The organism is Actinomycetospora rhizophila (genome assembly GCF_042657905.1).
Lineage (GTDB): Bacteria > Actinomycetota > Actinomycetes > Mycobacteriales > Pseudonocardiaceae > Actinomycetospora > Actinomycetospora rhizophila.
In genome coordinates, this window is the sequence record NZ_JBHSKG010000007.1 from 74,729 (window position 1) to 99,871 (window position 25,143).

Annotated in this window: 24 protein-coding genes and 1 tRNA gene; 12 read left to right on the forward strand and 13 right to left on the reverse strand. The window is 76.5% G+C overall.

The window, feature by feature from the left end:
• Positions 1-3: 3 nt before the first annotated feature.
• On the reverse strand, positions 4-2,382 hold the full coding sequence (locus ACFPK1_RS14920) for a glycerol-3-phosphate 1-O-acyltransferase (RefSeq protein ID WP_378021718.1): 2,379 nt from the start codon (positions 2,380-2,382) through the stop codon (positions 4-6).
• Between the two features lie 208 nt (positions 2,383-2,590).
• Between ACFPK1_RS14920 and ACFPK1_RS14925 the strand changes: the two genes are divergently transcribed.
• Positions 2,591-3,604 carry an alcohol dehydrogenase gene (locus ACFPK1_RS14925; protein WP_378021719.1) on the forward strand — a complete coding sequence of 338 codons (1,014 nt, stop codon included), beginning with the start codon at positions 2,591-2,593 and terminating at the stop codon, positions 3,602-3,604.
• Here ACFPK1_RS14925 and ACFPK1_RS14930 read toward each other — a convergent pair whose 3' ends face one another.
• From ACFPK1_RS14930 to ACFPK1_RS14950, 5 genes are all read right to left on the reverse strand, one after another.
• Positions 3,605-4,630, reverse strand: a complete 1,026-nt coding sequence (locus ACFPK1_RS14930) for a glycoside hydrolase family 18 protein (protein WP_378021720.1) — start codon at positions 4,628-4,630, stop codon at positions 3,605-3,607.
• A 65-nt stretch (positions 4,631-4,695) separates the two neighbouring features.
• Positions 4,696-5,931, reverse strand: coding sequence for a hypothetical protein (locus tag ACFPK1_RS14935; protein WP_378021721.1), 1,236 nt, complete (start codon positions 5,929-5,931; stop codon positions 4,696-4,698).
• Positions 5,932-6,115: 184 nt separating this feature from the next.
• Positions 6,116-6,189 (reverse strand) — tRNA-Pro (locus ACFPK1_RS14940).
• A gap of 23 nt (positions 6,190-6,212) precedes the next feature.
• A complete protein-coding gene (locus ACFPK1_RS14945; RefSeq protein WP_378021722.1) occupies positions 6,213-7,199 on the reverse strand; it encodes a metallophosphoesterase in 987 nt (328 codons plus the stop codon).
• Positions 7,196-9,568 carry a penicillin-binding protein gene (locus tag ACFPK1_RS14950; RefSeq protein WP_378021723.1) on the reverse strand — a complete coding sequence of 791 codons (2,373 nt, stop codon included), beginning with the start codon at positions 9,566-9,568 and terminating at the stop codon, positions 7,196-7,198. Before ACFPK1_RS14950 ends, ACFPK1_RS14945 begins: the two co-directional genes overlap by 4 nt.
• 270 nt (positions 9,569-9,838) lie before the next feature.
• Between ACFPK1_RS14950 and ACFPK1_RS14955 the strand changes: the two genes are divergently transcribed.
• The gene (locus ACFPK1_RS14955) at positions 9,839-10,237 is read left to right on the forward strand and encodes a WhiB family transcriptional regulator (RefSeq protein WP_378021926.1); all 399 of its coding nucleotides are present in this window, start codon (positions 9,839-9,841) and stop codon (positions 10,235-10,237) included.
• Between the two features lie 2 nt (positions 10,238-10,239).
• Here the strand turns inward: ACFPK1_RS14955 and bagB are convergent, their stop codons facing one another.
• Positions 10,240-11,391: an ATPase BagB gene (bagB, locus tag ACFPK1_RS14960; protein WP_378021724.1), complete on the reverse strand. Its 1,152-nt coding sequence runs from the start codon at positions 11,389-11,391 to the stop codon at positions 10,240-10,242.
• A complete protein-coding gene (bagA, locus tag ACFPK1_RS14965) occupies positions 11,391-12,407 on the reverse strand; it encodes an ATPase BagA (RefSeq protein ID WP_378021725.1) in 1,017 nt (338 codons plus the stop codon). Before bagA ends, bagB begins: the two co-directional genes overlap by 1 nt.
• A 95-nt stretch (positions 12,408-12,502) precedes the next feature.
• Between bagA and ACFPK1_RS14970 the strand changes: the two genes are divergently transcribed.
• The 6 genes from ACFPK1_RS14970 (at position 12,503) to ACFPK1_RS14995 (ending at position 18,192) form a co-directional block, all read left to right on the forward strand.
• On the forward strand, positions 12,503-12,670 hold the full coding sequence (locus ACFPK1_RS14970; protein WP_337704865.1) for a DUF4177 domain-containing protein: 168 nt from the start codon (positions 12,503-12,505) through the stop codon (positions 12,668-12,670).
• A complete protein-coding gene (locus ACFPK1_RS14975; protein WP_378021726.1) occupies positions 12,667-13,128 on the forward strand; it encodes a RidA family protein in 462 nt (153 codons plus the stop codon). The genes ACFPK1_RS14970 and ACFPK1_RS14975 overlap by 4 nt, the downstream gene beginning before the upstream one ends.
• A gap of 68 nt (positions 13,129-13,196) precedes the next feature.
• Positions 13,197-13,889 (forward strand): hypothetical protein, encoded by a 693-nt coding sequence (locus tag ACFPK1_RS14980; RefSeq protein ID WP_378021727.1) that lies wholly within the window; start codon positions 13,197-13,199, stop codon positions 13,887-13,889.
• The gene (locus ACFPK1_RS14985) at positions 13,882-16,518 is read left to right on the forward strand and encodes a hypothetical protein (RefSeq protein WP_378021728.1); all 2,637 of its coding nucleotides are present in this window, start codon (positions 13,882-13,884) and stop codon (positions 16,516-16,518) included. The genes ACFPK1_RS14980 and ACFPK1_RS14985 overlap by 8 nt, the downstream gene beginning before the upstream one ends.
• A gap of 43 nt (positions 16,519-16,561) precedes the next feature.
• Positions 16,562-17,377 (forward strand): NUDIX hydrolase, encoded by an 816-nt coding sequence (locus ACFPK1_RS14990; RefSeq protein WP_378021729.1) that lies wholly within the window; start codon positions 16,562-16,564, stop codon positions 17,375-17,377.
• Positions 17,374-18,192, forward strand: coding sequence for an MBL fold metallo-hydrolase (locus tag ACFPK1_RS14995; RefSeq protein ID WP_378021730.1), 819 nt, complete (start codon positions 17,374-17,376; stop codon positions 18,190-18,192). The genes ACFPK1_RS14990 and ACFPK1_RS14995 overlap by 4 nt, the downstream gene beginning before the upstream one ends.
• Positions 18,193-18,198: 6 nt before the next feature.
• On the opposite strand, the gene ACFPK1_RS15000 is transcribed toward ACFPK1_RS14995, so the two are convergent.
• From ACFPK1_RS15000 to ACFPK1_RS15020, 5 genes are all read right to left on the reverse strand, one after another.
• A complete protein-coding gene (locus ACFPK1_RS15000) occupies positions 18,199-18,876 on the reverse strand; it encodes a DNA alkylation repair protein (protein ID WP_378021731.1) in 678 nt (225 codons plus the stop codon).
• 3 nt (positions 18,877-18,879) lie between these two features.
• Positions 18,880-19,686 (reverse strand): alpha/beta fold hydrolase, encoded by an 807-nt coding sequence (locus tag ACFPK1_RS15005; protein WP_378021732.1) that lies wholly within the window; start codon positions 19,684-19,686, stop codon positions 18,880-18,882.
• Between the two features lie 10 nt (positions 19,687-19,696).
• On the reverse strand, positions 19,697-20,413 hold the full coding sequence (locus ACFPK1_RS15010; RefSeq protein WP_378021733.1) for an AraC family transcriptional regulator: 717 nt from the start codon (positions 20,411-20,413) through the stop codon (positions 19,697-19,699).
• A 34-nt stretch (positions 20,414-20,447) separates the two neighbouring features.
• A complete protein-coding gene (locus ACFPK1_RS15015; RefSeq protein WP_116708603.1) occupies positions 20,448-21,122 on the reverse strand; it encodes a Crp/Fnr family transcriptional regulator in 675 nt (224 codons plus the stop codon).
• A gap of 248 nt (positions 21,123-21,370) precedes the next feature.
• On the reverse strand, positions 21,371-21,619 hold the full coding sequence (locus ACFPK1_RS15020; protein WP_133826455.1) for a hypothetical protein: 249 nt from the start codon (positions 21,617-21,619) through the stop codon (positions 21,371-21,373).
• A gap of 125 nt (positions 21,620-21,744) precedes the next feature.
• Between ACFPK1_RS15020 and nth the strand changes: the two genes are divergently transcribed.
• The 4 genes from nth to ACFPK1_RS15040 are packed head-to-tail and all read left to right on the forward strand — an operon-like array spanning position 21,745 to position 25,071.
• Entirely contained in the window at positions 21,745-22,497 is a 753-nt protein-coding gene (gene nth / locus ACFPK1_RS15025; RefSeq protein WP_378021734.1) for an endonuclease III, read from the forward strand.
• Positions 22,494-23,144 carry a TlpA disulfide reductase family protein gene (locus tag ACFPK1_RS15030; RefSeq protein WP_378021735.1) on the forward strand — a complete coding sequence of 217 codons (651 nt, stop codon included), beginning with the start codon at positions 22,494-22,496 and terminating at the stop codon, positions 23,142-23,144. Before nth ends, ACFPK1_RS15030 begins: the two co-directional genes overlap by 4 nt.
• Positions 23,141-23,878 (forward strand): NUDIX hydrolase, encoded by a 738-nt coding sequence (locus ACFPK1_RS15035; protein WP_378021736.1) that lies wholly within the window; start codon positions 23,141-23,143, stop codon positions 23,876-23,878. Before ACFPK1_RS15030 ends, ACFPK1_RS15035 begins: the two co-directional genes overlap by 4 nt.
• Positions 23,875-25,071 carry a MarP family serine protease gene (locus tag ACFPK1_RS15040; RefSeq protein ID WP_378021737.1) on the forward strand — a complete coding sequence of 399 codons (1,197 nt, stop codon included), beginning with the start codon at positions 23,875-23,877 and terminating at the stop codon, positions 25,069-25,071. Before ACFPK1_RS15035 ends, ACFPK1_RS15040 begins: the two co-directional genes overlap by 4 nt.
• Positions 25,072-25,143: the final 72 nt, after the last annotated feature.

A 25,143-nucleotide genomic window follows, 5' to 3' on the forward strand; every position in this document is an offset into this window, starting at 1 on the left:
CCTTCAGGGTCGGACACCCGCGGACTCCTGTCGGTTGGTCGCGTCGGTCTCGTCGATGGCCACGACCCGCTCCACCACGCCGCGGATCTCGGCGGCGAACGCGCGGCGGCGGGTCGCGAGGTCGGGGCCCCCGTCGGCGGGGGCGGTGTTCGGGGCGAGCAGCCCCCGGTTGGAGGCCAGCCGCAGCGCCGACGCGAACAGCTCCCGCGACAGCGACTCCGGCCCGTGCAGCTTGCCCTGCAACAGCAGCTGCTGCCCGACGGCGGCGCAGCGCTCCAGCAGCTGGTCCTGGTCGACCGGGGTGTCGGGGTCGTGCTCCGCGAGCCGCTCGGCCACCACCCACTGCGCGTCGACGAACGAGCGCAGCACCCGGTGCGCGCACAGGAAGCGGCTCTGGCGCAGCAGCTTGCGGGTGCGGGCGACGTCGTTGTCGTCGGAGCGCCAGTCGGGGTCGATGAGCGTGAGCTCGTCGATCAGCTCGGCGCGGAAGGTCTCCTTGTCGGGGAAGAAGAACTCGTACTTCAGCAGGTCACGCAGGTCGAGCGCGGCCTGGAAGCCCCGCGCGAGCGCGTCGCGGCCGGTCAGGTCGCCGACGTCGAGGATCGCGAGCTCGACGATCGCCCGGTTGACGAAGTGGTGGATCGCGGAGTTCCGGTAGAAGGCCGCGACGATGTGGTGGCCGCTCTCGACCGAGAACACCGGCTCGGAGCCCTCGGTGTAGGCGGTGACGACCTTCTCGCGGCGCAGCGACAGCAGGGCCTCGGCGACGCCGCCGTTGGTGCGCAGCGAGGCGATGCCGGTGTGCGGCAGGCCGCGGGCGTCGACGTAGTCGAGGACCGGCTCGACGACCCGTCGCACCTGCGACAGCGTCAGCGCGCGGTCGCGCACCCCCAGCAGCGCCAGGGCCGCGAGCGCGATCGGCGTCACCGGCGTCACCCTGTTGATGCGGACGAACACCTCGAACGCGGTCTTCTGCAGCGCGAGCCGGCGGGCGGGCTGGTCCTCGACGGCCGCGTCGAGGTCGGACTCGGCGCGGGCGTCGAGGGCGGGGTCGTTGGCCGCGGTGAGCGCGGCGCGCAGCGACAGCGGCTGGCCGAAGCTGACGTGCACCCCGCCGACGGGGCGACGCTGCGCGCGGGCGTAGCCCATGAGCCAGCGCAGGCCCTCCGGGGTCTTCTGGGCGCCGGTCTGCTCGGCGGCCATCTGGTGCACTTCCTGCAGCTGGTCGTGGATGATCGACACCGGGACGAGGTAGACGTCCTCGGTGCGCCGGCGCTCCACCGCGCTGGCCACGTCCGCGAGCAGCCCGTACTTCGGCGGGCGCAGCTTGCCGGTGCGGGTGCGCCCGCCCTCCATGTACCACTCGAGGTTGAAGCGCTTGGCGCACAGCCAGGAGAAGTACTCGCGCACGACGGCCTTGTAGACCGGGTCGCCGCCGAAGCTGCGGCGGATGAAGATGATGCCGCTGCGCCGGGCCAGCGCCTCGAGGCCCAGGATGCGCAGGTTGTCGCCGCCCAGGACGTGGTTGCGCGGGAAGTCGTTGCTGCGCAGCACGTCGGCGAGCACGAACGGGTCGGTGTAGGAGCGGTGCGAGGGCAGGAACACCAGCGCGTGCCCGGCGTTCAGCTCGCGCAACGGCTCGAGCCCCGCGGTGTCGGCGTGCACCGTCCAGGCCTTCTCGTGCATCGGGCGCAGGACCCCGGAGAACAGGTCGACGGCGGCGGGGTCGAGGGAGGCGACGATGCTCTCGAGGTCGGCCGCGGCCTCGGTGGCGACCTCGTCCTCGGGCCGTCCGGTGGTCTCCGCCAGCCGCCGGATCTCGCGGCTGAAGTGCGCCGACCCGACGATCTGGCCGGCGACTTCGCGCGGGACCTTGAAGCGGTTGCCGGTCAGCGCCCGCTCGGCGCGGTCGAGCGCGAGCGTGGCCTGGCGCGCCACGAACCGCACGAAGTCGGCCGTGTCGGTGGCCGAGCGCTCACGGCGGTGGCGGCGCATGAGCTCGTGGACCGTCGCGGGCCGGCCCACGACGACGCGGTGGTGCTGGGGCCCCCGGCGCGCCGCGCGGGCGCGGGCCCGCAGTGCCCAGCCGCGGGTGAGGACGTCGGCGAGGCGCAGCAGTGTGCGGTCGGGCTCCGGGTCGGCCGACCACACCACGCGCACCGGCACGAGCAACGGGTTGTCGCCGCGGGTCAGGCGCCCGGCGAGCTGCTCGCCCTCGGCCGGGAGCACCTCGACGCCCCGGCCGCCCCGCATCCCCGGACGGATGCCGGCGAGCCAGCGGTCGACCAGCCGGCGCTCGACGCTCGACGGGGCGTCGACGAGGACGACCAGCGGCCGGTCCCCCGGATCCGGGAGCGTGGCCGTGTCGTCCAGCGTGCTCAACGCCGCACCTCCGCCCCTCGCGACGTCGCGTACCCGACGACGAGCTGCCCGTCGCCGCAGCTCCTGGTCTCCCGCGGACCCTACCCGGTGGGGTGGTGCGGCGACCCCCGGTGAGGCGGCGCATGCCCCGCGTGCGCCCGGACATGCGCGGGTACGCAACCGGCGAGTAGTTGATCGTCGAACCTCAGGGAGCAGCACCGTGCCGACCATGCGCGCCGTCCAGATCGCCCGGGCCGGGGGAGACCTCGAGCTCGTCGAGCGGGACGTCCCGACGCCCGGCCGCGGCGAGGTCCGCGTCCGCGTGGAGGCCTGCGGGGTCTGCCACAGCGACATGTTCGCCAAGGAGGGCGTCATGCCGGCGACCCCGTTCCCGATCGTGCCCGGCCACGAGGTCGTCGGGCGCGTCGACGAGATCGGCCCCGACGTGCTCGGCGACTGGAATGCGGGCGACCGCGTCGGCGTCGGCTGGTTCGGCGGCGCCTGCCACCACTGCGAGCCCTGCCGCCGCGGTGACTTCATCACCTGCGAGAACGGGCGCATCCCCGGCGTCACCTTCGACGGCGGTTACGCAGACCACCTCGTGGTGCCCGCCGACGCGCTCGCCCACGTGCCCGACGAGCTCTCCTCCGAGGAGGCCGCCCCGCTGATGTGCGCGGGCGTGACGACCTACCACGCGCTGCGCACCAGCCCGGCCCGTCCGGGCGACCGGGTCGCGGTGCAGGGCGTCGGCGGCCTGGGCCACCTCGGCATCCAGTTCGCGGCGCGGATGGGCTTCGAGGTCGTCGCCGTCTCCCGCGGCCGTGACAAGGAGGACCTCGCCCGCAAGCTCGGCGCGCACGACTACGTCGACAGCGAGGCCGTCGACCCCGGCCGGGCGCTCGCCGAGAAGGGCGGCTGCGCGGTCGTGCTGGCCACGGCCACCAGCGGGGAGGCGATCTCCGGGCTGATCCCCGGTCTCGACCGCCGCGGGCAGCTGCTCGTCGCCGGCGCCGCCGAGACGCCGCTGCAGGTCGACGCCATGAGCCTCATCGGCCCGGTCGCGAGCATCGCGGGCCACGCGTCGGGGACCTCGATCGACTCCGAGGACACCCTGCGCTTCGCGCGGCTCACCGACGTCCGACCGGTGATCGAGACGATGCCGCTCGAGCGGGCCCCCGAGGCCTACGACCGGATGATGACGGGCGACGCGCGCTTCCGGATGGTGCTGACCACGGAGCGGTGATCAGGCGGGAGCGGTGAAGCCCTGGGCGATCCGCGTGAACGCCCAGGGCTCCTGCTCGATGCCGCTGCAGTCGTCGGCCTCGTCCTCGGTGTCCGGGCACGAGCCGTTGTCGCGGGCCAGCGCCCAGAACCCGACGCCGCCGTAGCCGTTGCCGCGCGCGTCGTCGACGACGGCGCGGGCGTCGTCGGGCGTCGTGGTCATGTCCATGTCGTTGCGCCCGAGCATGAACGTGATCCCGGTGCGCCGGCGGACGTCGGCGGGCTCGCTCCCGGGCCACATGGCCTCGAGCTGGCCGACGGCCGAGCGCGCGGCGCCGATCATCGCGTCGGCCCACGCGCCCTGGTACTCGAAGTTCATCACCATGAGGTTGACCCGCGCCGCGACCCCCGCGGTGGTGGCCGCCTGCACGAGGTCGCGGGCGTCCTCGCTGAGCCCCTCGGACACGCCGTCGATCTGCACGGTCAGCGTGACCCGCGTCCCGCGCTGGTGCTGGAGCAGGGCGAGGGCCTCGGCGATGCGCTGCGAGGACACCGTGCGGCCGCGGTCGGTCTCGACGTCGACGTCGAGGTGGTCGCTGCCGACGGCGTCCAGCGCGGTCGCGTACGCGCGCGCCAGGGACGGGGCGTCCGGGCAGGCCTTCTCGAGGTAGTCGCCGAGGGCACCGCCCGACGAGACCGTCATCCGGCCGCCGCGCGCCCTCAGCCCGGCGATGCGGGCCATGACGGCGGGGTCGCGCAGCGCCGTCGTGCCGCCCCAGGTCGGCGCGCACGACCCGTCGGCGCCGGCGAGGACGAACGCCAGCACCACGTCGGCGTGGCCGGTGGCGTCGGCCATGTCGGTCATGGCCGGCAGCGGCGGGGTGGTCAGGTCGACGTAGGGGGCGAACGCGACGGCGGGCAGCGGTCCCGCGGGCGCCGCGACGCCGGGGCGCCGCGGGGCGTCCGCGGTGCTCCCGGCGGTGACCTCCGTGAGCGTGGGCTGCGGCGTCGGCGTCTCCCCGGTGACCACCGGTGCCGTGACGAGCACGGCGACCAGCGCGGCGAGCAGGACGGCGCGCAGCGACGGGCGGGCCGCCGGGCGCCGGGCGCGGCTCAGGTCGCCGTGGCGCCGTTGCCCGCGGCCCCGTCGGTCTGGGGCCCGTTCGCGCCCTGGTCGTCCTCGTCGTCCTGCTGGGCCGGCGGAGCCTGCTGCTGGACCCGGGGCGCGGCGGGCACCACCGGCGCCACCACGACCGGGCGCGGCGTGGTGCGCGGCACGCGTGCCGTCGTGGAGCGGGGCGTGGCGCGCTTGGTGGTCGTCGCCCGGGTGGAGCGCGCGGTGGTGGTCGGCTCGACCTCGGCGATGTTGCGGGCGTCGACGGTGGGCGCGACGGGCGCGGGCGGGGCGAGCGTCGGCGACGGCAGCAGGGTCGGCGCGGCCGTCGGCCCGACCGGGCCCGCCATCGCGCCGACGGCGACCACGCCGACGTACGACGCGCAGACGGCCGTGGCCGCGATCGCCGCGGTGCGCCAGCGCTTGGCCCGGCGGCCCGTGCCGTCGGCGAACACCGGCGTCGCGGGGCCCGAGGCGCTCTCGAGGGGCGGTGCGGGCGGGGCGATGACCGCACGGTCGGCGCGGTCGGCCCGGCGGCGCCCGCCCGGCGAGGCGCTGATGAGCGTCGTCGTCGCGCGTGCGGCGATCTCCGACGGGTCCGAGCGGCGGGCGGCGGGGGGCTTCGCGGGCTTGCCGGTGCTCGTGCCGGTGGTGGTCGTGTGCTCGGCCGGCGTGCGCGTCACGGCGGTCGCCGGGGCGTGGCGGGGGGTCGCGCGGGTGGCGGCGGTGGCGGGCTGGACCGGCGGGGTCACGACGCCGGTGGGGCCGGCGGGTGCCGGCGGGCGCGGGACGGGCGGCACGCTCGGGAGCGAGGGGTGGTCGCCGAGCCGCGCGGGCCCGCCCGGTGCGCGGGACTCCGGGCCGCGGGTCCCGGGGGCGCGGGGCTCCGGGACGCGGCGGGGTGCGGGCACGCCGGCCGCCCCGTCGGGGGCGTCGAGCACGTCGAGCCAGGGGCGCGCGCCGGACCGGGGCCCGGCGTCGGGCCGTGCCGACTCCGCGGGCGTCGCGGCGAGGATGTCGGCGAGGCGGGGGGTGCGGCGGCGCTCGGCGTCGCGCACCTCGGGGAGGTCGGGCACCGCGCGCAGGCGACGGTCGGACCGCGGGCCGGCCTCCGGCGCGGACTCGGCGCCGGCGTGGCGCGAGTGCCGTCCGGTCGCCGGCGGCGCCGGCACGGCGGGTGCGGCCGGTGCCGCGTGCCGTCCGGCGGGCGTGTCCGATGCCCGTCCGTGTCCCATGGAGTCCCCGATCGTGTAACGGCCCCCCGACAGGGTGATGCACATGGGCCATCGTCGAGCGACATCGTGTCGTTACCGGACGGAGACCGACAAGTGTTTGGTGCGGACGAGGGAAGCAACGTCACTGGTCCGGAACGACGAAGGCCCCCATCCACACGGTGGATGGGGGCCTTGGACGGCGGTGTCGGGGTGGCGGGATTCGAACCCACGGCCTCCTCGTCCCGAACGAGGCGCGCTACCAAGCTGCGCCACACCCCGGAGGCGATCGCGCAGTCGAGACTCTACCCGTCCGCTCCCGAGCGGGCCGACGGGGGATGCCCCTGGCGTGCGGCCGCGGGCGCGGACGCCGCCGCGGGCCCCGACGTGCGCGGCACGAGCTCCAGCAGCGTCGCCTCGGGGCGGCACGAGAACCGCGCGGGCGCGTACGGCGAGGTGCCCAGACCGGCCGAGACGTGCAGGCGCATGTGCTCGCCCCAGCGCGACGCGCCCCGCGCCCGCGAGCGGTCGAGCCCGCAGTTGGTGACGATCGCGCCGTAGCCGGGCAGCCGCAGCTGCCCGCCGTGGGTGTGCCCGGCGAGCACGAGGTCGTAGCCGTCGGCGGCGAACGCGTCGAGCACCCGCGGCTCGGGGGAGTGGGTCAGGCCCAGCCGCAGGTCGCACGGCTCGTCGGCGGGCCCGGCGATGCGGTCGTAGTCGTCGCGGCCGATGTGCGGGTCGTCGACGCCGGCGGCGGCGATCCGCACGCCGTTGACCGTCAGCGTGTGCCGGGCGTGGGTCGCGTCCAGCCAGCCGTGCTCGAGCATCGCCGCGCGCAGGTCGCGCCACGGCAGCTCGGGCCCGAGGACGCGGTGCTGCGGGCGGAACAGGTAGTGGCTCGGGTTCTTCGGCTTCGGGCCGTGGTAGTCGTTGCTGCCCCAGACGACGAGGCCGGGCCGGTCGAGCAGCCCGCCGAGGGCGCGCAGCACCGCGGGGACGGCGCGGGTGTGGGACAGGTTGTCGCCGGTGTCGACCACGAGGTCCGGCTCGAGGGCCGCGAGACCCTCGACGAACCGCTGCTCGAGACGCTGGCCGGGCCGCAGGTGCAGGTCCGAGAGGTGCAGGACCCGCAGGGAGCGGCCGGCGGCCGTGACGGGGTCGAGCACCTCGAGCCGGGCCCGCCGCAGCGTGAACCACTGCCGCTCGACGCCGACGGCGTAGCCGAGCCCGAGCGCGCCGGCGGCGCTCAGGCCCGCCCCGACCGCCGCGGTGCGACGCAGGAGCCCGCTCATCCGCCCCCTCCGTTCAGGGCGCCGACCAGCGGCGGCCCGCTCGGCGGCGACGGCGCCGCCGGCACCGTCCCGTTCGAGACCTGGATGGTGACGACCTGGTCGGGCAGCACCGAGCCGCGCGGGTTCTGGCCGACGACCGTGCCCGCGGGCGCGCGGTTGCCGACGACCTGCTGCTCGACCCGGAACCCGGCGTCCTGCAGCTCCTCGGTGGCCTCCTCGGCCCGGTCGCCGACGACCTCGGGGACCTGCTCGTTCGAGCCGCCCTGCAGGTAGCGCGGGCTCGTCGGGGGCAGCGGGGCCACCGGCAGCGGCGCGAACAGCGGGTTCATGGCCTTGAACCAGGTTCGGGCCGGCGTGGTGCCGCCGAAGAGGTTGCCGTCGCCGCAGGGGAACGGCGGGCTGTCGCCGCCGCCGTCGCACAGCGTGCGGGGGGACGAGGAGTCGTCGAACGTGATGACCGCGCCCGCGTACTGCGTGTTGAAGCCGAGGAACGCCGCGGAGCGGTTGTTCTGCGTGGTCCCCGTCTTGCCCGAGAGGGGCCGGTTCCAGCCGTTGGCGGCGGCCGCGGCGGCCGCGGTGCCGCCGGGCTGGTCGTCCTTGCTCAGGCCGGTCATCAGGGTGTCGGCCAGGGCCGGGTCGACCACCTGCTCGCAGGGCTGCTCGGCGACGGGCACCGGCGCGCCGCTCGTGTCGGTGATCGACTCGATGGGGCTCGGCGGGCACCACATGCCGCTCGAGCCCAGCGTGGCGCCGACGTTGGCGAGCTCGAGCGTGCTGGTCGGCGTGACGCCGAGGGTGAACGAGCCCTGGTTCTGCTCGCGGGCGGTGTCGGCGATGGACTCGCCGTTCGGGCCGGGGTCGGCGAGCGAGCGCAGGCCGAGCTTGACCGCCATGTCCACGACCGGGGGCACGCCGGTGGTCTCCATGAGCTTGACGAACCCGGTGTTCGGCGACTGCGCCAGCGCGTCGGTCATGCTCAGGAACGGGGCGAGCCCCTCCTCGGCGTTGCGCACCGGGAACGGCCGGCCGCTGCCGTCGCGGTAGATCGGCGACGCGTAGCCGTCGGGCGGGATCGGCATCTGGTAGTTGATGCCGAGCCCCTCCTGCAGGGCGGCGGCCGCCGTGAAGATCTTGTAGGTCGAGCCCGCGCCGAGGTTCACCGGCTCCCAGGGCAGCCCGTAGCTGGTCTCCTGGGCGTCGCCGTCGACGCCGAACACGCGGTTGGCGCCCATCGCGACGACGCGGTGCTTCTCGCGGCCGGGCTGCACCGTGGCCATGACGTCGGCGACGTTGCGCTGGCGGGCGGGGACCTCGTCGTTGAGCGCCTGCTGCATGACGTTCATGGCGTTGCGGTCGAGCGTGGTGCGGATGGTGTAGCCGCCCCGGTTGATCTGCTCGGACGAGATGCCCGACTCGCCGAGGTAGTCGACGACGTACTTGCAGAAGAACGCGGCGTTGCCGGCGCCGATGCACCCGTTGGGCGGCGTCGCCAGCGGCTCGACGATCCCCAGCGGCGAGGCGACGGCCTCCTGCGCCTGCTGCTGGGTGATCATGCCCTGGCCCAGCATCTGGTTGATGACCTCGTTGCGCCGGCCGGTCGCGGCCTGCGGGTGGCGGGTCGGGTCGAACTGGGTGGTCGACTGCACCATCCCGGCGAGCATCGCCGACTGCGGGATCGTGAGGCGGTCGGGCGTGGTGTTGAAGTACGTGCGCGCCGCGGCGGCGACGCCGTAGGAGTTGTTGCCCAGGAAGACGATGTTGAGGTAGCGCTCGAGGACCTCGTCCTTGGCGTCGCGCTTGGTGCGACCGGAGGCGAGCTCGCGCTCGAGCTGCAGGGCGACGCGGACCTCGCGCAGCTTGCGGGCGTAGGTCGGCTCGGTGGCCTGCAGCCGCTCGGACTCGGTCTGCGCGGTGACGTAGAGCTGGTAGTTCTTGATGTACTGCTGCGTGAGCGTCGAGGCGCCCTGCTGGGTGGAGCCCGCGGTCTGGTTGGTCACCAGCGCGCGCAGCGTGCCGGTCCAGTCGACGCCGTCGTGCTCGTAGAACCGGCGGTCCTCGATGGCGACGATCGCGCCGCGCATCGCGGGCGACATCTGCTGCAGCGAGACCGGGGTGCGGTTCTGCTCGTAGAGGTAGGCGATCGGGGCGCCCTGGTTGTCCATGACCGTCGTGACACCGGGCAGCTGGCCCGCCGCGAGGTCCGAGGACGTCGCGTTGACGGTGTCGCTCGCGTCGTTCGACAGCAGCCCCACGCCGCCGACGAACGGGAAGGCCATGCCGGCCGCGATCACGCCGGCCACCAGGCAGACCGCCAGGAGCTTCGTGATCGGCCGGACCTTCGCCCCGATGTTCCGTCCGCCCCTCGCCACGGCGACGAGGGTACGCGGTGCGTGGTGTGGGGCCTGTCGGTGCGGCGCGCGTGCCGTGGCCCCGCGCGCACGGATCGTCACGGATCCTTCCGATTTCGTTGTGGGGGGAACCGGGCGCTCCTAGAGTGCGTCAGACCCCAACGACGGGCCGGCCGCGCCCGGGGACCGATCCGGAGCGCGCACGGGGACCCACCTGCGGGGAGGTGTGTCCACGGACGAGGGGCCCGCACGGGGAACAGAGGGTGGGGACACGACGTGACAGGTGAGTCGATGCCGGCGGGCGGGGCGACCTCGATCGACTGGCGGCACTCCGCGCGCTGCCGTGACGAGGACCCGGACACCTTGTTCGTGCAGGGCGCGCAGCAGCGCGACGCCCGCGAGGTGTGCCGGGCGTGCCCGGTGCGCACCGAGTGCCTGGCCCACGCGCTGGACAACCGCATCCGCTTCGGGGTGTGGGGCGGCATGACCGAGCGCGAGCGGCGCGCGCTGCTCAAGCGCCGCCCGGACGTCATCTCGTGGGCGGCGCTGCTCGAGTCGGCGCGCCGGGCCGCGGCCGCGAGCCCGCCCGCCAACCCGCACGTGCCCGCGGCCCGCGAGCGCCGGGCGTCCCGCCCGGCGCCGGACGCCGCCGAGGGCGGCACGGAGGGCGGCCGCCGGCACGCCGGCTGACGTCAGGACGCCAGCCGGCGGCCGATCTCGCGCAGACCCTCGAGGTCGTGCACGTCGGTGGCCATGGCGGGCACGTCGACGATCGGCACCGTGGGGTGCGCGCGGGTGAAGCGGCCGAGCACGCGGCGCTCGCGCTCCGCGGTCTCGACGCGGTCGGCGTGCAGGCGCAGCACCGCGGCGGCGAGCTCGTCCCCGCGCGAGGCCTCGAGCGTCTCGGCGCCCTCCCGGGCCCGGGCGCCCGAGAGCGTGGCGTGCACGGGGTGGGTGCGGTTGAGCACCAGGCCCGCGAGCGGCATCTTCTCGGCCGACAGGCGCTCGACGAAGTAGCTGGCCTCGCGCAGGGCGTCGGGCTCGGGCGCCGCCACCACGACGAACTGGGTGCCCGGGGCGCGCAGCAGCTGGTAGGTCTTGTTCGCGCGCTCCTGGAAGCCGCCGAAGAGCGTGTCGAAGGCCTGCACGAACGCCGACGCGTCGGCGAGCATCTGCCCGCCCAGGATCGTCGACACGGCCTTGGCGAACAGGTTGAACGTCGAGCCGACGATCTTGCGGAAGGCGTTGCCGCCGGCGCGCGCGGGCGCCGAGAGCAGCCGGATCATGCGCCCGTCGAGGAACGACGAGAGCCGCTGCGGGGCGTCGAGGAAGTCCAGCGCCGAGCGCGACGGCGGGGTGTCGACCACCACGAGGTCCCACTCGCCGGTGGCGGTGAGCTGCCCGAGCTTCTCCATCGCCATGTACTCCTGCGTCCCGGAGAACGACGTGGAGATGGTCTGGTAGAAGGGGTTGTCGAAGATCGCCTGCGCGCGGTCGGGCGTGGTGTGCCCGGAGACCATCTCGTCGAAGGTCCGGCGCATGTCCAGCATCATCGCCTGCAGCTCGCCGGCGCCCGCTCCCGGCGGCAGCGCGCCCGGCACGGTGCGCGGCTCGTTGTCGAGCTCCTCGAGCCCCAGCGACTGCGCGAGCCGGCGCGCCGGGTCGATGGTCAGCACCACGACGCGGCGGCCCTGCTCGGCGGCCCGCAGGGCCAGCGAGGCCGCGGTGGTCGTCTTGCCGACCCCGCCCGAGCCGCAGCAGACGAGCACCTTGGTGGCGCGGTCGCCGAGCAGCTTGTCGAGGTCGAGGTGGCGGGGCCGCCCCGAGCGTGTCGTCTCCGTCATCAGCGCACCCCCTGCTCGCGCAGCAGCTCGGCCAGCTCGTAGATCCCGCCCAGGTCGACGCCCTCGGTGAGCTCGGGCAGCTCGAGCTGTGGCAGCCCGGCGGCGTCCAGTCCCGACCGCACGGCGGCCTCGACCTGCACCCGCTCGGCGTGCTCGACGGTCTCGCTGACCAGCCCGTCCACCTCCTCGTCCTTGAGGAACAGGCCCGCGGCCTCCAGCCCGGAGCGCAGCCCGGCGCCGAGGCCCGCGCCGGTGGCGGCCCCGGTGAGCGCGGTGGCCGGCAGGCGCGAGGGGCGGACGCGGTTGACCAGCACCCCGCCCATCGGCAGCCCGGCCTCGCGGATCTCCTCGACCGTGTCGAGGGTCTCCTGCACGGGCAGGTCCTCCAGCTGGGTCACCAGGTGCACCGCGGTGCGCGAGGAGTGCAGCAGCTCGACCACGCCCTCGCTCTGAGAGTGGATCGGCCCGGTGCGCGCCAGCGAGCCCATCGCCTTGGTGACGTCGAGGAACTTCACGACGCGCCCGGTCGGCGGGGCGTCGAGGACGACCGCGTCGTAGAGCGGGACGCGCCGGCCGCCGCGCCGGTCCTCGCCGACGGTGCGCCCGACGCACTCCTTGACCTTGCCGGTGAGCAGGACGTCGCGCAGGCCCGGCGCGAGCGTGGTCGCGAACTCGATCGCGCCCATCCGCCGCAGGGTCCGCCCGGCGAGGCCGAGGTTGTAGAACATCTCGAGGTACTCGAGCAGGGCCGCCTCGGCGTCCACCGACAGCCCGCGGACCTCGCCGCCGTCGGGGGCGACGGCGATCCGCTGCTCGGCGTACGGCAGGGGCGGGGTGTCGAAGACCTGGGCGATGCCCTGCCGGCCCTCGACCTCGACGAGCAGGGTGCGGCGGCCCCCCGCGGCGAGCGCCAGGGCCAGGGCCGCGGCCAGTGTCGTCTTGCCCGTGCCGCCCTTGCCGCTCACCACGTGCAGCCGGGCCTCGGCGAGGGCGGCGGGCCAGCGCTGATCGGTCACGGCATCCACCCTAGGCCCGGTCGGCGGGCCCCGCGGGCGGTGCGCACGGGGTCCGGGTCACAGCGGGGTCGGGGGCCTTCTCTACCCTCGCGGACATGAGTGCCGACGCCGTGAAGTGGGAGTACGCGACGGTGCCGTTGCTGACCCACGCGACCAAGCAGATCCTCGACCAGTGGGGAGAGGACGGCTGGGAGCTGGTCACCGTGCTCCCCGGCCCCACCGGTGAGCAGCACGTGGCGTACCTGAAGAAGCCGCGGGGATGAGCGACGGACCGCGCGAGCGGCTGGCGGCGCTCGGTCTCGAGCTCCCGCCGGTCGCGACGCCCAAGGGCGTCTACGTGCCGGCGAAGCGCACGGGCGGCCAGGTGTGGACGTCGGGCCAGCTGCCGCTGGTCGGCGGCGAGCTCCCGGCCACCGGGCTGGTCGGCGCCGAGGTCGACCCCGACGACGCGGCCGCCTACGCCCGCATCGCGACGCTGAACGCCCTCGCCGCGATCGACGCGCTGGTCGGGCTCGAGGCGGTGGCGTCGGTGGTCAAGGTCGTCGGCTTCGTGGCCTCCGCCCCCGGGTTCGGCGGTCAGCCCGGTGTGGTCAACGGTGCCTCGGAGCTCCTGGGCGCGGTCTTCGGCTCGGCGGGTGAGCACGCCCGCTCGGCGATCGGAGTCGCGGCGCTGCCGCTGAACGCCCCGGTCGAGGTTGAGGTCGTCGTCGACCTCACGTGAGCTGGAAGAGGACCCGCCCGGCACCGGGCGGGCCGGCGGGAACGCCGCGGCGGATCGGAGCGCAGAGCGTGGAATCGAGGACCGGGACCGGATCCCGGACCGCGTCGTCCGACGAGGCCGAGCGGGCGTGTCACGACGTCCTGCTGGCCATGGCCGGGCGACTGCCGGACCGCCTGCTCTGGCGCCTGCGCGACTGGCTGTCCTGCGGTGCGCACGTCGCGCTGCGCACGGCGCTGCCCCGGGCGCTCCTGCGGCACCGGGTCGGGGTCACCGAGGACGAGCGGGCGCGCCTGCGCTCCGCGGTGCTCGCCTGGGGCGGGCCGGCGCGGCTGGTCGACGCGGTGCTGCACGTCGACGCGGCGCCCGAGCCGGCGGTGACGTTCACCGAGCCCGCCGCCGGGCCCGGCTGGGACGACACCGACCTCGTGCTGCGCGCGCTGGCCCCCGTGACCGCCGGTGTCACCGCGATCCGCCGGGCCCGGCGCGCCGGGGCCCACGGGCCGGTGCGGATCGTGCTGGTGGCGGCCGACGCCACCGCCGACCGCGCGGCCCTGGCCGGCGCCGTGCAGCGCGCGCTGCGGGCCCGCGGCGAGGCCGACCCGTGCGTCGAGGTGCTCGGGCCGACGGCCCCGGCCTCGCCCTACCACCGGGCGGCGCTCGCGGCGTCCGAGGTGCTGTGGCGCTCCACCGAGGGCCGCGTGCCCTCGCCCACCCGCGCCGGGCTCGGCGCGCAGGCCGGGGAGCTGGTGGGCCATGGCTGAGCGGGACATGACCGGCGAGGACCGCCCGGAGCTCGACACCCCCGAGCTCGCCCGCCGCCGCGCCGAGGACCCGCCGCGCATCGGCCGGTTCGGCTTCGGCGACATCGGCGGCTTCGGGGAGATCGGCGGGCTCGGTGAGCTCGACGGCCTCGCCGGCGGCCGGGGCGATCTCGCGAACCTCCCGCCGTGGTCGGTCCGCGACGATCAGGCCGGCGCCGAGCGCCCGGACCGCGACCCGGTGGCGCTCGCCGCCTGGCGCCGGGTGGCCGAGCGTCGCCGCCAGCGCGCCGCGGCGGTCACGCCGGAGCCGGCCGGGGACGCCGTCGAGGCCACCGACGACACCGACGCGCCCGTCGAGCCCCGGGCCGAGGACCCCGCGGAGGTGCCCGTGGCGCCGATGTCGCAGCGGCTGCTCGCCGAGCAGGCCCTGGCGGCGCTGGAGCGGGCGGCGGCGCAGGACGAGCCGGCCGAGGTCCCGGCGATCCCGGCGGTCCCCGTGGCGGCCGCCGCCGAGCCGGTCGAGGAGGGGCCGGTCGAGGACGAGCCCGTCGCGGACGAGCCCGTCGCGGCCGGCCCGGACCCGGCCCCGGAGGACGCTCCCGCCGAGGCCCCCGGCGACGCTCCCGCCGACGAGGGCCTCGGGCCGTGGCTCGCGTCCGGTCCGGTCGAGGCCGAGGTCCGTGACGCGCACGCCGGCCCGCCCGGGCGGCCGTCCGGCCCCCCGAGCGCCGGCGCTGGGCACGAACCCCGGCCGGGCGGCGGACCGTCCGAGCCGGGCGGGCGCCACGAGGTGCTGCTGTCGCTGGCCGGGCGGATCGACGACGACGCGCTGACCTCGGTGCGCGAGCTCGTGGCCGTGGAGGACGAGGCGGCCGCGGCCGAGCTGCTCGGCGGTTGCCTGCTGGCGGCCGGCGCGGGCGTCACCGCGCGCGAGCACGCCGTCCTGGGGCGCTGGTTCGCCGCGTCCCGGGTCGACCCCGAGCTGGTCGACGCCCTGCCCCGCGACCCCGAGGCCGACCGGCGCGACGAGCACCGCTTCACCGCCGACCCGCCCTCCGGCGCCGCCGCGGCGGGCGGGGCGGGCGAGGCCGTCGCGCGGGCCGCCGCCCGCCTGCCCGGCGTGCAGCGGGTGCACCAGTGCTGGCGGACCACGCCGGCCGGCACCGCGCCCGGGCCCGTGCCCCACCGGGTCGTCCTCGTCGAGACCCGCTCCGCCGACGACTGCGAGCACGTGGCCCACCACGTGGCCCACGCCGCCCGGGAGCACGGGGCCGTGTCGGTCGAGGTGTTCGCGGCCGGGGCCGAGCTCCCCGCCTACCACCGCGCCGCCGTCCGGGCCGCCCGCCCGCTCGAGGCCGGGCCCGCGGCTCCCGTGCGCCCCCGCCGGGCGGACCCCGCGCCGACGTGGCGCCGCGGCGACGAGGAGGTCCCGCCGTTCGGTGTGGCCACCCCCGCGCCGACCGTCACCCCGCCCGTCACCCCGCCCGTCACGGCGCCGGTCGCACCGGCGGCGGAGGAGCCGGCGGACGCCCCGGACGCACCGGCCGAGCCCGCCGACGAGGAGTACCGCACCGTCGCGTCCGCGGGCCGCGACCCGCTGGAGCGCGCCGCGCCGGCGCCGGAGCGGGCCCCGCAGGTCGAGGCGGCCCACAGCGAGCCGCCCCGGTCGCCGGTGACCCCGCCCCCGGCCGCCGCAGCGCCCCAGCCCGCCGAGACCTCCGAGCCCTCCGAGCCCCCTGAGACCTCCGAGCCCGCACCGGTCGATCTCGACCCCGACGTCACCGCCGAGCGCATCGCGGCGCTCTGGCGCGTGCCGCCGCCCGACGAGATCCTCTCCGACGAGCACCCGATCTCGACGTGGAGCGAGGGCCCGGTCGGCCCGACCTTCGGGCCCGGCGACGACGACCCGCTCACCGCGGCGCCGGACCCGGCCCCGGCGCGGGAGACGGCGCCGGTCGACCCGGACGCGGCCACCGGCGACATGCCCGTGGTCGGGCCGCGCCCCGACGTGCCCGCGCCGGAGACCCCGGCCGCCGCGAACGGCCAGGTCCGGCGCGCCCGGCACAGCCGCCACGAGACCGGCGAGATCGAGCTGCCGGCGGACCTGCCGGCCCCGGCGGCGCCGACCAACGGCCACCGGCACGGGCCCGAGGTCGACGGCCACGACCGCGCCGGCGACGCGGCCACCGGCCCGGTCGAGTGGCCCGGGCAGGCGGCCCCCTCCCCGGCACGCCCGGTCGAGCAGCCCGAGGCGCCGTCCGGCCCGCGGCCGCCCGCGTCGTCGGGTCCCGACTCGTTCGACGTGCAGCTCTCCGAGCGCGAGCGCGAGCTCCTGGCGCGCCTGCACGAGGAGCTGGCCTCCCGGGAGCGCCTCGCCCCCGAGAGCCCGGATCCCCTGCTCGGACGCCCGCCCGCGGCCCCGCCCGGGTCCGAGGACGCCACCGCGCCCCGGCCCCGCCCGACGGGCCCGCCGCCGGGACCGGGCCGCCCCGGGCCGTGGCAGGGCCCGCCCCCCGGCGCCGCGGGGACGAACGGGGCCGGCACCAACGGGCACGGCCCCGTCAACGGTCACGGCCTGCCGCACCGGCGGGACCACGACGACGAGGACGGCCCGCCGCACGAGGCGTGAGCGGCCCCGGCGAGCAGGCGGCCCCACGCCTAGGGTGCGGCGGGTGACCACCGATCTCGTCGACCTGCCTCCGCGGTTCGGGATGGACCGCCCCGCCTTCGAGAAGCTCGAGGGGCGCCCGCCCGGCGAGCTGCGGGCGGCGACCTCGGTGATCCTCGCCCGCGACGGCGCCGACGGCCTCGAGGTCTTCCTGCTCCAGCGCGCGGACGGCATGGCCTTCGCGGCGGGCATGTCGGTCTTCCCCGGCGGCGGCCTCGACGCCGGCGACCGCACCGCCCTCGCCGACGGGCTCGTCGACGCGGACGCGGCGGCGCAGGCCGCGGCGAGCTGGGGGACCACGCCCACCGACGCCGCGGCGCTGCTCGCCTGCGCGGCGCGCGAGACCTACGAGGAGACCGGGGTCCTGCTCGCGGACGTCGCCGCGCCGGCGCCCGGCACCCGTGAGCGCCTCGCGGCCCGGGAGATCGGGATGCGCGACGTCGTCGGGCGCCTCGCCGCCGACCGGCTGCGGCCCTGGGCGCGCTGGCTGACGCCGGAACCGATGCCGCGCCGCTACGACACCGCGTTCTTCGTCGCCGCCGTGCCGGAGGGCCAGGAGCCCGACGGCGCGACGAGCGAGGCGGTCGGGGCCGGGTGGTGCGCGCCGTCCCGCGCGCTGCGGGAGTGGGAGGACACCGACCGGGCGCTGATGCCGCCGACGTGGGCGGTGCTGACCGAGCTCGCCGCGGCGCCCGACGTCGCGACGCTGCTGGCGTCGGCGGCCGGGCGCCGCCCGGAGCCGGTGACCCCGAGCCTGCGGCCCGCCGGCGAGCGGGTCGGGATCGCGGTCCCCGCCCACGCGATCGGGGCGCAGCGATGAGCGGGCGGGTCGTCCCCGGGCCCGACGCGCCGGCGCACCCGGCCTACGAGCAGCTGCGTCCGGTCACCGCGGCCGCGTCGGTGGTCCTCGCCGACAACCCGTCGCCGATGACCCTCGACGGCACGAACACCTGGATCCTGCGCGCGCCCGGCCAGCCGGGCTGCGTCGTGGTCGACCCGGGCCCCGAGGACCCGACGCACCTCGACCGCCTCGCCGACTGCGGGCCGGTCGAGCTCGTCGTCCTGACCCACCGCCACCTCGACCACACCGAGGCCGCCCGCACGTTCGCCGAGCGCGTGGGCGCGCCGGTCCGGGCGCTGGACCCGGCGCTGAGCCTGGGCGCCGAGGGGCTCGCCGCGGGGGAGCGTCTCGCGGTCGCCGGGCTCGACCTGCGGGTGCTCGTGACGCCGGGCCACACCGACGACTCCCTGTGCCTCGTGGTCGACGACGACGGCAGCGTCCTCACCGGCGACACGGTGCTCGGGCGCGGCACCACCGTGCTCGGTGACCACGACGGCGCCCTCACCGACTACCTCGCCTCGCTGCGCCGCCTCGCCGAGCTCCCGCCCGGCACGACGCTGCTGCCCGGGCACGGCCCCGACCTGCCCGACGCCGGGGACACCGCCCGGTACTACCTGCGCCACCGCGAGGAACGCCTCGACCAGGTGCGCGCGGCGCTGCGCGAGCTCGGCCCGGAACCGGCGCCGCGCGAGGTCGTCGAGATCGTCTACGCCGACGTCGACCAGTCGCTCTGGCCGGCGGCCGACCAGTCGGTGGCCGCCCAGCTCGCGCACCTGCGCCGCGCCGGCGGCTGACCGGTCCTACGGGGCGGGGAGCTTGCTCATCGCCGCCCGCAGCACGGGGCGCGGCAGGGTCGCGCCGTGGGCGTCGAGGAAGGCCGCCGCGGCCTGCGGGTGCCGGGCGCCGGCGTGCTCGAGGGCGATGCCGACGGCGGCGCTCACCGACGGGTCGGGGTCGCCGGCGAGCGCGGCGGCCAGCGGGAAGACGTGCTCGACGTCCGCGAGCCCGCCGTGGCGCACGAACCACAGTGGCGCGGTGATCGCGGTGCGCCGGCGCAGCGGCTCGGGCGCGGCGGCCAGCCGGGCCAGCGGCGCCGGGTCGCGCCCGAGCAGCCGGCCCCCGACGACCGACGGTGCCGCCCGGTCGACCATGTCCCACGTGGTGATCCGGTCGTGGCGATCCAGGTACAGCCGGTAGAGCTCCGCGCGCTCGTCGGGCGTGACCCGCCGGTCCTTCGCGCGGAAGTCCATGATGCACAGCGCGCCCATCCGCACCTCGTAGACGGGGCTGTCGAGCAGGCCGTCGACGTCGGCGAGCGGCATCCCCGTGGCGGCCTTCGCGGCGGCGAAGAGGTCGCGCATGCGCATGCCGATCACCTCGTCGTCCGCGGCGACCCGGCGGCGGACCGTGGCCACCTCGGCCGGGTCGTGCGCCGCGTGCAGGGCGGCGACGAAGCGGGCGGCCGGGTCGGGGCGCACGCGTCAGGCGCCGGTCGCGACGAAGTCGAGGAGGTCGGCGGTGACCGCGTCCTTGGCGGTGACGTAGAGCCCGTGCGGGCCGCCGGGGTACAGGCGCAGGCGGGCCTTCGGGAGGAGCTCCGCGGTCGGCTTGCCGGTGATCTCGAACGGCGCGGACGCGTCGGCGTCCCCGTGCACCACCAGGACCGGCACGGCGACCCGGGCGAGGTCGTCGCTGAGGTCGGTGCCGGCGAAGGTCCGCAGGCACGCGATCTGCACCTCGAGCGGCGTGCGCAGGATCGTGCGCACCCCGTCGTCGACCAGAGCCTGGGAGACCCAGGCGCCGGTGCCGGTGGTCGCGAAGTAGGCGGGCGCTCCGTCGGCGAACCACGCCGGGCGGTCGGCGCGCAGGTCGGCGACCAGCGCGTCGACGAACCCCGGCCCGACGACGCCGACCAGGTAGGGGGTCATCGCGCCGACGAGCACCGCGCGGGCCACCCGGTCGGGGCCGCGGCCGAGCCAGCGGACGGCCTCGCAGGTGCCCATGCTGTGCGCGACCAGCGTGACCTCGCGCAGGTCGAGGTGTTCGGCGAGCGCGGCGACGTCGTCGGCGAGGGTGTCGATGTCGTAGCCGGTGCCGGCCACCTCGGACCGGCCGTGCCCGCGGCGGTCGGGCGTCACGCAGCGGAACCCCGCCTCGACGAGCGCCGAGACCTGGTACTCCCACATGGTGGCGTCGAGCGACCAGCCGTGGAGCAGCAGGACCGGCGGCCCGGTCCCGACGTCGGTGTAGGACAGGTGGGCGCCGTCGGGGGCGGTGAAGGTGGGCATGCGCAGCACGCTAGGAGCGCCCCTGCGCGTCGGCCTTGTACGCGAGCGACACGTCGACGTCGCGCGCCCGCAGCCCCGAGGCGCTGCGGCCGACGAAGCGGGTCATCGCGTGCGCCAGGTGCGGGTGGTCGTGGAAGTCCAGCAGCCCGACGACGTCGAGCGGGGTCCGCCCCTCGCTCAGCAGGACCGCGGCGGCGCGGGCGCGCTCGATGCCGTGGATGACGCGGCGGTTCAACCCCGTCGCCGCGCGGACCCGCCGCTCGCGCGACCGCGCGCCGACCCGCGGGGCGCCGCCGCCCAGGACGTCGTCGACGAGCGGGTCCCGCACGAGGACTCCGCCGCGAACCAGGCGCCCGACCAGCATCTCGACGTCGTCGTACGCCGGGGCGGTCCACTCCTCGCCGCGCAGCACGAACCGGCGGGGCCCGGTGCTCGGGCACGCGATGGTGGCGTCGACCAGCGTCGGCGCCGGGAGGTGCGGCATCGAGGTGCCGTGCGCGAGGACGATGCCCACCGCGGTGAGCCCGGGCGGGACGTCGAGGGTGCAGGGGCGGGTCTCCGGTCCGCGGACCTCGACCCGCACGGCCCCCGGCCCACCCCAGACGACGATCTCCTGGTGGGCGCCGGCGACGGAGGCCATCGGGCCGCCCGCGGCGACGCTGCGCCACACGCGCTCGACGTACGGCGAGTCCGATGCCCGGACCCGCAGGTCGAGCATCCGGGTCATGGCCCCCGACGGTAGTGGCCGGCGGACCCTGGAGCTATCGAGCGCGGCGGGCCAGGCGGTCGGGCTCGAGGATGAGGACGCTCTTGCCCTCGAGGCGCAGCCAGCCGCGGGCGGCGAAGTCGGCGAGCGCCTTGTTGACGGTCTCGCGGGAGGCGCCGACGAGCTGGGCGATCTCCTCCTGCGTGAGGTCGTGCGTGACGCGCAGCAGGCCGGCCTCCTGCGAGCCGAAGCGCTGCGCGAGCTGCAGCAGCGCCTTGGCGACGCGGCCGGGCACGTCGGTGAAGATGAGGTCGGCGAGCAGGTTGTTCGTGCGGCGCAGCCGGCGGGCGACGACGCGCAGGAGCTGCTCGGCGATCTCGGGCCGCTGGGCGATCCACTCGCGGAGCGCGTTGCGGTCCATCGTGTAGGCGCGCACGTCGGTGACGGTCGTGGCCGTCGAGGTGCGCGGACCCGGGTCGAAGATGGAGAGCTCGCCGAACATGTCGGACGGGCCGAAGATCGACAGCAGGTTCTCGCGGCCGTCCGGGGAACGGCGGCCGATCTTCACCTTGCCGGTCGACACGATGTAGAGCCGGTCGCCGGGCTCACCCTCGTTGAAGATGACCGTCCCGCGAGGGAACTCCACGCGCTCGAGGGACTCCGTGAGCACCTCGATCGCGGCGGGGTCGACCCCCTGGAAGATCCCGGCCCGCGCCAGTACCTCGTCCACCGTGCGCTCCTCGCCCACTCTCAGTTCACCTGCGCACGGGCGCCGGACCGTCGGCCCGCGCCCGCACCTCTGTGTCACCAGTCACGTTCGCCGTAACAGCATAGTCACGTCCGTACCCGTGATCGCGCCACGTGGTGCCGTCGGGACTCACCGCATCGGGGCCGATCCGCCGGGCTCGCACCCGGTATTCGCCCGATCGGACCATCATAGCCCCCGAGATCCCGAAGCGTCGCTGCCGTGCGTGAGCGTCAGGCCCGTTCCTTGGTTCGCCGTGGACCCCCGCGCTTGCCGAGGTTCCGCAGCCGGAACAGCTGGAGTGCGCCGCCGATGCCTTGGCGGAACAGTGCCTTGACCTCGTCGGGCCGGGCGCGCTCGAGGAAGTCCTCGACCTCGTCCTCGCGCACGGTGCCCGACCGCAGGCGGGTCTCGAGGCGCTCCATGCCGAGCGCGAAGACCATCACCAGCAGAGGGATGAGGATGGCGAGCCAGGCGGTCATGGTGTGCGCATCGTCCCGCACCGACCTGCGGCGTCACGCACCGGGGGCCCGTCGGGCGTGTCGCGGAACCGTTCCGACCAGCACCTCCGGCCGGGCGCCGACGGGCCGGGCCCTACCCTGGGTGGGTGAGCAGGGCAGCCCGCGCCGCCGGGGACGAGAGCCGACTCGCCCTCGTGCGGCGGGCCCGACGCATCGATCGCGGGCTGGCGATCGCCCACCCCGACGCGCACTGCGAGCTGGACTTCACCTCGCCGCTCGAGCTGCTCGTCGCCACCGTCCTGTCGGCGCAGACCACCGACGTCACGGTCAACCGGGTGACGCCGGGGCTCTTCGCCCGCTACCCGGACGCCGCGGCGTTCGCGGCCGCGGACCGCGACGAGCTCGAGGAGATCCTGCGCCCGACCGGCTTCTTCCGGGCCAAGGCCGAGTCGGTGACGAAGCTCGGGGCCGCGCTGGTGGAGCGCTTCGACGGCGTGGTGCCGGGGCGCCTGGAGGACCTCGTCACCCTGCCCGGCGTGGGGCGCAAGACCGCCAACGTCGTGCTCGGCAACGCCTTCGGCGTCCCCGGGATCACCGTCGACACGCACTTCGGGCGCCTCGCGCGCCGCTTCGCGTGGACGACGTCGGAGGACCCGGTGCAGGTGGAGAAGGAGGTGGGCGAGCTCATCCCGCGCAAGGACTGGACGATGCTCTCCCACCGGCTGATCTTCCACGGCCGCCGCGTCTGCCACGCCAAGAAGCCGGCGTGCGGCGCCTGCTCGATCCGGCGCGACTGCCCGTCGTCGCAGACCGGCGAGCTCGACCCGGTCAAGGCCGCGAAGCTCGTCAAGGGTCCCGACGCCGACCACCTCCTCGCCCTCGTCGGCCTCGAGCGGTGACCCGCGCGGAGATCCGGGCCACGCTCGTGGTCGTGGTGCTCGTCGTCGTCGGCGTCATCGCGCTGTGGCCGCGGGGGGAGCCGGCCCCGCCCACGGCCGATTCCTCCTCGGTGCTGCAGCCGGCGCGGGACGCGGGTCCCGACGAGCCGGGCGCGCTCGCCGACGCCCGCGCCTCGGCCGGGCTCGCGCCGTGCCCGGCCCCGGTGCCCGGCGCCGCGCCGGTCGCCGCGCTCGCCGGCGTGACGCTGGAGTGCCTGGGCGCCCCGGGCCCGGTCGACCTCGCCGCCGCGCTCGGCGGGCGCGAGACGCTGGTCAACCTGTGGGCGTCCTGGTGCGGGCCGTGCCGCGAGGAGATCCCGGCGCTGCAGGCCTACGCGGAGCAGCCCGGGGCCGTCGCCGTGGTGGGCGTCGACGCCGCCGACCGCGCGACGACCGCGCTCGGGCTGCTCGAGAGCCTGGGCGCGCGCTACCCGTCGGTGAGCGACCCCGACCAGGTCGTCGGGCCGAAGCTGGGCGCGCCGCCGATCCTGCCGGCGAGCGTGCTCGTGCGCGCCGACGGCACCGTCGTCGACATCCCGCCGCAGGCCCTGCGCACGCCCGAGCAGGTGCGGGCGGCGGTCGACACGGCCCGGGGGGCCGCGCGGTGAGCCCGGGTCACGAGGACGTCCGTCCCGACGCCGCGCCGGCCTGGCTCACCCCGCTCGTGGACGCGTGCCGGCGCCTCGGCCCCGACGACGTCCCGTTCCGCCGGCGTGGTTCGCCGGGCGGGCGGCGTGCGGCGGTGCTCATGCTCTTCGCGGACGCCGGGCACGGCCCGGAGCTGCTGCTCACCGAGCGCGCGGCCGAGATGCGCGCCCACGCGGGCCAGGCGGCGTTCCCCGGCGGGGCGATCGACCCCGAGGACACCGGCCCCGTCGGCGCGGCGCTGCGCGAGGCCCGGGAGGAGACCGGGCTCGACCCGGACGGCGTCGCCCCCCTGCTGACCCTGCCGCCCCTGACCATCCCGGTCACCGGCTTCGCGGTGACGCCCGTGCTCGCGCACTGGGCGCGCCCGTCCCCGGTGCACGTCGTCGACCCCGGCGAGACCGCCGCGGTGGTGCGCGTGCCGGTCGCGACGCTGGCCGACCCGGCCACGCGGTTCCGCGTCACGGGGCCCTCGGGATACACCGGTCCCGCGTTCGCCGCAGGAGGACTGCTCGTCTGGGGCTTCACGGCCGGTCTGGTGGACTGGATGCTGACCCTGGGCGGGTGGGCGAGACCCTGGGACGGTTCCGACGTGCGTGACCTCGACGAGGTGTGGGCGCAGCGGCACGATCTGAGCACCGCGCACCGCGCGCCGAGCCGGCCGGACACGGCCGCCGAAGGAGGGCCGATCCGGTGAGCTGGGTCGACGTCGTCGTCGTGCTGCTGGCGATCGCCGCGGGCATCTCCGGGTGGCGCCACGGGCTCGCCGTGGCCGCCCTGAGCTTCCTCGGCGTGCTCGGCGGCGCGCTGCTCGGCCTGAAGATCGCGCCCGCGCTCGTCGACACCTTCGAGGGCACCACCTCGAAGATCGTCGTGAGCGTCCTGCTCGTGGTCGCGCTCGTCGCGCTGGGCGAGACGCTCGGGGTGTACCTGGGGCGCGCGCTGCGCGACCGGATGCGCCTGCCCGCGGTGCGCACCGTCGACTCGTTCTTCGGCTCGATCCTGCAGGCGGTCACCGCGCTGATCGTCGCCTGGCTGATCGCGCTGCCGCTGGCGGGCTCGTCGGAGACCGCGCTCGCCTCCTCGCTGCGCGACTCGCGGGTGCTCGCCGGCGTCGACGCCGTGATGCCGACCCCGCTGCGCCAGCTGCCCAACGAGCTGCGCGCGCTGTTCGACGCCTCGGGCTTCCCGGACGTGCTGAGCCCGTTCTCCTCGACGCCGATCGCCGACGTCCCGCCGCCCGAGCAGGCGCTCGTCGAGGACCCCGTGGTGCAGCAGGCCCGCTCCAGCGTGCTCAAGGTCCGCGGCCGCGCGCCGTCGTGCCAGCGCGCCCTCGAGGGCACCGGCTTCGTCATCGGCGAGGACCGGGTGATGACCAACGCGCACGTCGTCGCCGGCACCGACGAGGTGTCGGTCGAGGTCCCGACCTCCGACGGCGACGCCCGCACCCGCTCGGCGCGGGTCGTCTACTACGACGACGAGGTCGACGTCGCCGTGCTCGCGGTGCCCGGGCTCGACGCGGACCCGCTCGAGTTCGACTTCGCGAGCGCCGAGACCGGCGACAACGCGGTGGCGCTCGGCTACCCCCTCGACGGCCCGTTCTCGTCCTCGCCGGCGAAGGTCCGCCAGCGGATCCAGTTGCGCGGCCCGAACATCTACGAGAGCGAGACCGTCACCCGCGACGTCTACACGATCCGCGGGCAGGTCCGGTCGGGGAACTCGGGCGGCCCGCTGGTCGACCCGCAGGGCCGCGTGATCGGCGTCGTGTTCGGCGCCGCGGTCGACCAGGGCGACACGGGCTTCGTCCTCACCGCCGACCAGGTCCGCCCGGCCCTCGACGCCTCCCCGACCGCCACGGGCCGCGTCAGCACCGGCTCCTGCGCGGCCTGACGGGCTACTGCCGCACGGGGTGTGTCAGCGTGGCGGCCACGCTGACGTTCAACGTCAGGAAACGCCCCACGA

What these genes read in the sequence shown, in the direction of transcription:
- ACFPK1_RS14925 (WP_378021719.1), top strand. Translation starts at nt 2,591, where the DNA reads ATGCGCGCCGTCCAGATCGCCCGGGCCGGGGGAGACCTCGAGCTCGTC.
- ACFPK1_RS14935 (WP_378021721.1), bottom strand. Translation starts at nt 5,931, where the DNA reads ATGGGACACGGACGGGCATCGGACACGCCCGCCGGACGGCACGCGGCA.
- ACFPK1_RS14945 (WP_378021722.1), bottom strand. Translation starts at nt 7,199, where the DNA reads ATGAGCGGGCTCCTGCGTCGCACCGCGGCGGTCGGGGCGGGCCTGAGC.
- ACFPK1_RS14955 (WP_378021926.1), top strand. Translation starts at nt 9,839, where the DNA reads ATGCCGGCGGGCGGGGCGACCTCGATCGACTGGCGGCACTCCGCGCGC.
- bagB (WP_378021724.1), bottom strand. Translation starts at nt 11,391, where the DNA reads ATGACGGAGACGACACGCTCGGGGCGGCCCCGCCACCTCGACCTCGAC.
- ACFPK1_RS14970 (WP_337704865.1), top strand. Translation starts at nt 12,503, where the DNA reads ATGAGTGCCGACGCCGTGAAGTGGGAGTACGCGACGGTGCCGTTGCTG.
- ACFPK1_RS14975 (WP_378021726.1), top strand. Translation starts at nt 12,667, where the DNA reads ATGAGCGACGGACCGCGCGAGCGGCTGGCGGCGCTCGGTCTCGAGCTC.
- ACFPK1_RS14985 (WP_378021728.1), top strand. Translation starts at nt 13,882, where the DNA reads ATGGCTGAGCGGGACATGACCGGCGAGGACCGCCCGGAGCTCGACACC.
- ACFPK1_RS14995 (WP_378021730.1), top strand. Translation starts at nt 17,374, where the DNA reads ATGAGCGGGCGGGTCGTCCCCGGGCCCGACGCGCCGGCGCACCCGGCC.
- ACFPK1_RS15005 (WP_378021732.1), bottom strand. Translation starts at nt 19,686, where the DNA reads ATGCCCACCTTCACCGCCCCCGACGGCGCCCACCTGTCCTACACCGAC.
- ACFPK1_RS15010 (WP_378021733.1), bottom strand. Translation starts at nt 20,413, where the DNA reads ATGACCCGGATGCTCGACCTGCGGGTCCGGGCATCGGACTCGCCGTAC.
- ACFPK1_RS15020 (WP_133826455.1), bottom strand. Translation starts at nt 21,619, where the DNA reads ATGACCGCCTGGCTCGCCATCCTCATCCCTCTGCTGGTGATGGTCTTC.